Annotated in this window: 6 protein-coding genes and 2 tRNA genes; 1 reads left to right on the top strand and 7 read right to left on the bottom strand. The window is 38.8% G+C overall.

Features of this window, described 5'->3' with window-relative positions; genetic code table 11:
- The first annotated feature begins 170 nt into the window (after positions 1–170).
- A tRNA-Ser gene (locus QV06_RS07820) sits at positions 171–260 on the top strand.
- A gap of 305 nt (positions 261–565) precedes the next feature.
- Here the strand turns inward: QV06_RS07820 and truB are convergent.
- The 7 genes from truB to QV06_RS11780 form a co-directional block, all read right to left on the bottom strand.
- Entirely contained in the window at positions 566–1,480 is a 915-nt protein-coding gene (gene truB / locus QV06_RS07815; protein WP_065237651.1) for a tRNA pseudouridine(55) synthase TruB, read from the bottom strand.
- 11 nt (positions 1,481–1,491) lie between these two features.
- Positions 1,492–1,878 (bottom strand): 30S ribosome-binding factor RbfA, encoded by a 387-nt coding sequence (gene rbfA, locus QV06_RS07810; RefSeq protein ID WP_065237650.1) that lies wholly within the window; start codon positions 1,876–1,878, stop codon positions 1,492–1,494.
- A gap of 81 nt (positions 1,879–1,959) precedes the next feature.
- Complete coding sequence (gene infB, locus QV06_RS07805; RefSeq protein WP_065237649.1) at positions 1,960–4,521, bottom strand: translation initiation factor IF-2; 2,562 nt, start codon at positions 4,519–4,521, stop codon at positions 1,960–1,962.
- A 16-nt stretch (positions 4,522–4,537) separates the two neighbouring features.
- Positions 4,538–6,025, bottom strand: a complete 1,488-nt coding sequence (gene nusA, locus QV06_RS07800) for a transcription termination factor NusA (protein ID WP_065237648.1) — start codon at positions 6,023–6,025, stop codon at positions 4,538–4,540.
- Between the two features lie 31 nt (positions 6,026–6,056).
- Complete coding sequence (gene rimP / locus QV06_RS07795; RefSeq protein ID WP_065237647.1) at positions 6,057–6,521, bottom strand: ribosome maturation factor RimP; 465 nt, start codon at positions 6,519–6,521, stop codon at positions 6,057–6,059.
- A gap of 174 nt (positions 6,522–6,695) precedes the next feature.
- Positions 6,696–6,772: transfer RNA gene (locus QV06_RS07790), tRNA-Met, on the bottom strand.
- Between the two features lie 268 nt (positions 6,773–7,040).
- The coding region (locus QV06_RS11780) for an autotransporter domain-containing protein (RefSeq protein WP_167348602.1) at positions 7,041–7,320 on the bottom strand (280 nt) is incomplete at its 5' end.

Genomic DNA, 7,320 nt, shown 5'->3' with positions numbered 1-7,320 from the left:
AGTATTTTATTAAACTATCATTATATACATTCTCTATTTCCCTGAATTTTCCATTTTTGAATGCGCACTTGGCTAATATTAAGGCAATCATTAAAAAAAGTATTTTCCTTGCTTGACTTACGATCCTGAAATCCGTATGATTAGCCCCGCTTAGTTAAGCCAACAACTGCGGAGGAATGGTCGAGCGGTTGAAGGCACCGGTCTTGAAAACCGGCGAGGATTTACGTCCTCCGTGAGTTCGAATCTCACTTCCTCCGCCATCTTACTTTTGAGAAGCCATAAGTTTAAATATAAACTTATGGCTTTTTGTTTATCTACATTTTACTACTGTAACTCCCGCATATAAGACAAAAAGTCTAAATTTTTTCCTTATATAACTATTTAATTTTAGATGGAATAACTTGCTAGGAAAACTCAACTTCTGAAAGGGGCTAAGAAAGATCAATAAATACTCCTCTACAATGCAATGAGGAGGAGTAAACAGGAGAAATTAAAATTACACAGAAAATTAGCGAAGCTGATAATCAATAGGCTTACTTGGACAATAATTGAATATCCAATATTTTTATTTACTAGGATTCACTAATCGCCTTGGATGCAGTACATCCCGAATCACTTCTGCCACACCGATAAAATTACCTTGTTCACTATAAATCGTATATAGCCCTTGCTCGGTGAGCTGTTCTAACTTGATACGTTGTCCAAATACTAATTTTTGGGCTACTTCCGTTGTAACAGTTAATTTTGGTAAGTCTGTAATCGCTGTATCAAGCGGTAATAACAGTTTATCTAATTCAGCGAATTGCTGTTGTTCAGCTAACTCCGCTAAACGTTCAAGCGTTACCATCGCTGCTAACGGATAATTAGCAACTTTAGTTCGGCGTAGCATAGTTACGTGAGCACCACATCCTAAATACTCACCTAAATCATCAATTAGCGTCCGAATATAAGTGCCTTTTGAACAGTGTACAGATAAAGTTAAATATGGGGCTTGATATTCAATAAACTCTAGAGAAAAAATCGTAATCGGACGGGCTTCTCGCTCAATCGTAATCCCGGCACGAGCATATTCATAAAGCGGTTTTCCTTGATGCTTTAACGCAGAAAACATTGTTGGAACTTGTTGTAGCTCACCAGTGAAATGTGGCAAAGCTGCCATAATTTGAGCTAAATCGACATTTACTGCACGCTGTTCAACCACTTGCCCATCTGCATCAGAGGTATCAGTACGTTCCCCTAATTTAGCTGTAACTAAATAACATTTATCCGCATCAAGTAAGTGCTGAGAAAATTTTGTTGCTTCACCAAGGCAAATCGGTAACATCCCTGTCGCTAATGGATCTAAAGCCCCAGTATGCCCAGCTTTATTTGCTTGATAATAACGTTTTACTTGCTGTAATACGTGGTTTGAACTCATACCTTGCGGTTTATCTAACAACACAATACCGTCAATATCACGTCCTTTTTTCGCTTTTGCCACGCTGACTCCTATCACTCCTGAGCATCGTGATGTTTCGCTTTATCTTGGTTCACAACTTGCGTAACCAAATTTGACATTCTCATCCCTTCGACTAAAGAAGTGTCATAAATAAAGCGTAACTCTGGCACAATACGCAAACGCATTGCTTTCCCTAACAGAGAGCGAATATAAGGAGAGGCTTTTTCAAGTCCAATTAATCCTTGCTCAATATGCGCTTCATCTTCATTAAATAAAAAAGTAACAAATACTTTTGCATATGCAAGATCTCTAGATACTTCTACATCTGATACCGTTACCATACCAATGCGAGGATCTTTAACCTCACGTTGTAAAATAACGGCAATCTCTTTTTTGATCTCTTGTGCCACACGTTGGGCACGGCTAAATTCTCTTGCCATAGTTAAATCCTTTCAGAAATAAACAAAGTGGTAAACTCTCGCTACCACTTTGTTTGTTAGATTTTGCTTGATGAATTTGTATTAGATTGAACGTTTAATTTCAACCGTTTCAAATACTTCAATTTGGTCGCCAGTACGAACATCGTTGTAGTTCTTCACACCGATACCACATTCCATACCATTACGGACTTCGTTTACATCATCTTTGAAGCGACGTAGCGATTCTAACTCACCTTCAAAAATTACCACGTTATCACGTAATACACGGATTGGATTGTGACGTTTCACTACCCCTTCAATCACCATACAACCTGCAATCGCACCAAATTTCGGTGAACGGAATACATCACGTACTTCAGCTAAACCAATAATTTCTTGTTTGAATTCTGGTTGTAACATACCGCTTAATGCAGCTTTGATTTCGTTAATTAAGTCATAAATCACAGAATAGTAACGAAGATCAATGCTTTCACTTTCCACGATACGACGTGCAGAAGCATCAGCACGAACATTAAAGCCGACAAGAATTGCATTTGAGGCTGCCGCTAATGTCGCATCGGTTTCGGTAATTCCACCCACACCAGAACCAATAATTTTTACTTTTACCTCATCAGTTGAGAGTTCTAATAATGCTTGGCAAATCGCTTCTACCGAACCTTGTACGTCAGCTTTAACAATGATGTTCAATTCAGAAACATCACCTTCTGTCATACTGCTAAACATATTTTCAAGTTTTGCTTTTTGCTGACGAGCTAATTTAACTTCACGGAATTTACCTTGACGATAAAGTGCAACTTCACGTGCTTTCTTCTCATCACGAACAACGGTCATTTCATCACCCGCAGCAGGTACGCCAGATAGACCTAAAATTTCTACTGGAATAGATGGGCCAGCGGTTTTAACTTCTTTACCGATTTCATTACGCATTGCACGAACACGGCCATACTCTAAGCCACAAAGTACAATATCACCACGGTTTAAAGTTCCAGATTGTACTAACACAGTTGCAACTGGACCACGTCCTTTATCCAAGTAAGATTCAATCACAACCCCACTTGCCATACCATCTTTAACTGCTGTTAATTCAAGTACTTCTGCTTGTAATAAGATTGCATCAAGGAGTTCATCAATCCCTAATCCTTTCTTCGCCGAAACATTAACGAATTGGGTATCACCACCCCAATCTTCAGAAATTACCCCGTGTTGTGATAATTCTGTTTTCACACGATCAGGATCTGCTTCTGGTTTATCAATTTTATTTACTGCAACGACTAATGGTACATTCGCTGCTTTAGCGTGTTGGATTGCTTCAATAGTTTGTGGCATTACACCATCATCAGCAGCAACCACTAGTACCACGATATCTGTCGCTTGAGCACCACGAGCACGCATCGAAGTAAACGCAGCGTGTCCCGGAGTATCTAAGAAAGTAATATCCCCATTTGGGGTATGTACGTGGTATGCACCAATATGTTGAGTAATTCCACCCGCTTCGCCAGCAGCCACTTTTGCTTTACGGATATAGTCAAGCAATGATGTTTTACCGTGGTCAACGTGTCCCATAATGGTTACAACTGGCGCACGTGGTTCTGAATCAGTATTCATATCACGATCGCTTAAGACTGCTTCTTCTAATTCATTCTCACGACGTAATACAACTTTATGTCCCATTTCTTCAGCAACTAATTGTGCTGTTTCTTGGTCGATAACTTGGTTAATGGTTGCCATTGCCCCCATTTTCATCATAGTTTTAATAACTTCTGTTGCTTTTACCGCCATTTTATTTGCCAGTTCACCAACTGTAATAGTTTCACCGATCACCACATCACGAGAAACTGGCTGTGCTGGTTTAGTAAAGCTTTGTTGTAACGCACTCTTACGGTTAGCTTTTTTATTACCTTTACCGTTTTGTTGATTATTACGACGATTTGCTTCACGTTCATTTTTTGAAGATTCTTCATCACGACCATTCTTTTTGGTTTTTGTTACTTTCTTACCACGGCCACGATTTTCATTACGGCGATCTTCTTCATTTTCTGCTTCGCGCGCATAAGATGAAGTGAAATGATAATCAGAGTAATCATCTGCATCATCATCAGCCATATCATCATCAGAAAACTCAGCATAACGTTTGGCTTCTTCAGCAGCTTTTCTTGCTTGTTCTTCTGCTTTTTGACGGGCTGCTTCTTCTGCTTTACGGCGGAATTCTGCTTCTTCTGCTTTACGTTTTTGTTTAGTTTCGTCTTTTTCTGCTGCGACTTTTTTCGCTGTCTCTGCTTTTTTTGCAGGTTTTGATTCTGCTTTCGCAGCTTCTTCTTTCTTCGCTTTTTCAGCTTGTTCTGCTGCTTTTTTCGCTTTAGCTTCTGCTTCTTGTTTTGCCTTTTCTTCGGCTTCTTTCTTCGCTTTAGCTTCTGCTTCTTGACGAGCCTGTGCTTCTAAACGAGCTTGTTCAGCAGCTTGTTTTTCCATTTCAGCTTGAGCACGAGTATCGATCACGCGAGTTTTGCGTGTTTCAATTTTAACTTCTTTGCTTTTTCCGCTGCCATTTTGTTGAACCGTTAATGTACTATGTGTTGAACGTTTCAACTTTAATTTAGTTGGTTTTTTCTCTGTCACTTGGGTATCAGTTTTTTTATCAGTCATCTGTACACCACCTTAATTATTCTTCATTACCAAACCAGCAGATATTACGGGCTGCCATAATCAATTCTGCTGCTTGTTCTGCAGAAAGTTCTTCAATATCACTTAAATCATCAACACCTTGCTCAGCAAGCTCTTCTAATGTAGTGATATTTTTCTCAGCTAATTTCACTGCTAAATGACGATTCATACCTTCTAATTTTAGTAAGGCTTCTTCTACATTGACATTCGCCAAAGCTGCTTCTTCCGCTAATGCAATTTTTGTTAGTGCTTCTTTTGCACGATTGCGCAATTCTTCTGCAAGATCTTCATCAAAACCATCAATCTCAAGCAGTTCTTCCATTGGAACATAAGCAATTTCTTCTAATTTGCTAAATCCTTCTTCTGAAAGAAGTGCTGCAAACTCTTCATCAAGATCCAATGCTTCCATAAATAAATTAATGGTCTTTTGATTTTCTGCTTGATGTTTATTTTCTAAGTCATCACTGCTCATTACATTTAATGTCCAACCTGTCAGTTGTGAAGCAAGTTTGACATTTTGTCCATTACGACCAATAGCTTGCGCAAGATTTGCTGACTCTACCGCGATATCCATTGATTTTTTATCTTCATCAACAACGATAGAAACTACATCCGCTGGTGCCATTGCATTGATAACAAATTGTGCTGGGTTATCGTCCCAAAGTACGATATCAACACGTTCACCATCTAATTCATTTGTAATTGCTTGTACACGTGCACCACGCATACCTACGCAAGCACCTACTGGATCAATACGTTTGTCATGGCTTTTCACGGCAATTTTGGCACGGATACCAGGATCACGAGTAGCAGCTTTAATTTCAATAACACCTTCACCAATTTCAGGTACTTCAATTTTGAATAACTCAATCAACATTTCTGGTTTAGAACGTGTTACAAATAGTTGAACGCCTTTCGCTTCAGGGTTAACTTTATAAAGTACACCACGCACACGGTCACCGGCACGGAAATTTTCACGTGGTAATAAATCTTCACGCAAAATCATCGCTTCTGCTTGGTTACCTAAATCGAGAATCACATTTTCACGATTCACTTTTTTCACTACGCCAGTGATAATCTCGCCTTCTCTTTCTTTAAATTGTTCAACAACTTTATTACGTTCTGCATCACGGATTTTCGCACTAATCACTTGGCGAGCTGTTTGCATCGTAATACGATCGAAAGCGATTGACTCGATTTCATCTTCAATGAATTCACCTAATTTAATCTCTGGCTCTTCCATTTGCGCAGCTTCTAAGGTGATCTCTCTTGTTGGGTGAGTTACGTGCTCAACAACTAACCAACGGCGGTAAGTAATAAAATCGCCTGTTTTTTGATTGATAGAAACGCGAACATCAATATCTTGTTCATATTTTTTCTTAGTAGAAATTGCTAATGCACTTTCTAACGCCTCAAAAATCTTCTCTCGAGGCAATAATTTTTCATTGGATACTGCTTCCGCAGCTAATAAAATCTCTTTGCTCATAGGTTATCTCTCTATTAATTCATACAATTCTTTATTTAAAGGAAATTTTTGGCACGATATTTGCTTTTTGGATATTGCCAAATGCGAAAACTTGCGACTCTCCATCCACATTCACTGTAATCATATCGCCATCAACACTGACTAAATCACCTTGCCATTTACGACGCCCCGCTGTTGCAATACGTAAATGAATCACCACTTCTTGTCCAACAAAGCGTTGATAGTGTTCTAATGTAAACAATGGACGATCTAAACCTGGCGATGACACCTCAAGGTTATATTTATCGCTAATTGGATCTTCAACATCTAAAATTGCCCCAACTTCACGACTTACTTCACTACAATCATCAATAGTTACGCCATTTTCCTTATCAATATATAAACGGACTGTTGAATAGCGACCAGCTCGCGGACATTCAATTCCTACAAGCTCAAATCCCATACCTTCAACAGTAGGTTGTAATAGATCTTGTAACTTTTGTTCTAGCGTTGCCAAAGATAATCTCCTTGTTCATTGTCAAATTAAAGGTATAAAAAAAGGGCTTTTAAGCCCCGTTTCTTCGTGTTTACCAAACTGAACAAATAAATTTTTCTTACAAAATTTATTCCACAAAAAAACCCCTAACGGGGCTTCAACTCTTTACTACTGATCAATTTCACTCAATGAAATTGGTTGCGGGGGCTGGATTTGAACCAACGACCTTCGGGTTATGAGCCCGACGAGCTACCAAGCTGCTCCACCCCGCGTCTGAAATCTGGGGCGTATTATACAGATATTTTAATGTGTATCAAGTGCTTTATCCCAAATTATCCTTGTTATATAGAATAAGTGCATAAAAATAAGACAATTTTTAATAACTAAGTATCAAAAATTAAAGAAAAAAGAACTCTCTTTTTATAAAAAAGTGAAAAAATCATTTTGTCGAAAAGATAAAGAAACACAATATAAAAAACACGCCACAAATGTGGCGTGAATTTTTCGGGTATCTCTTGTTATTATTATCGTGTTGTGGAACTAAAATGCCATCTTGAACGATACCGTTGGGTTGTGTTCAATATAGCCTTTACGTGCAGACGCATCATATCCCACGGAAATGGTCGCCATTGGACTAATGTGATAATTCACATTTAATCCCACCTCGCCATTCACTTGACCATGTTGCGCACCTTCAGTAGTAAACTTCAAGTCAGATGCCCCGGCAAAAGCTGCTCGTACAGATGCTGGCTCACCAATTAAGTCATAACCAACGCCAACTCGCGTATTTACAGATACTTTATCCGCAATCTTCGCTTTT

This window comes from Gallibacterium genomosp. 3, assembly GCF_001678475.1.
In the GTDB taxonomy this organism is placed as follows: Bacteria; Pseudomonadota; Gammaproteobacteria; order Enterobacterales; family Pasteurellaceae; genus Gallibacterium; species Gallibacterium faecale.
Note: the sequence above shows the minus strand (reverse complement) of the source record. Positions and strands in the feature narration are given on the sequence as shown.

Bases quoted from the DNA above. Each gene is read 5' to 3' on its own strand.
- infB (WP_065237649.1), bottom strand. From the start codon at position 4,521: ATGACTGATAAAAAAACTGATACCCAAGTGACAGAGAAAAAACCAACT.
- rbfA (WP_065237650.1), bottom strand. From the start codon at position 1,878: ATGGCAAGAGAATTTAGCCGTGCCCAACGTGTGGCACAAGAGATCAAA.
- nusA (WP_065237648.1), bottom strand. From the start codon at position 6,025: ATGAGCAAAGAGATTTTATTAGCTGCGGAAGCAGTATCCAATGAAAAA.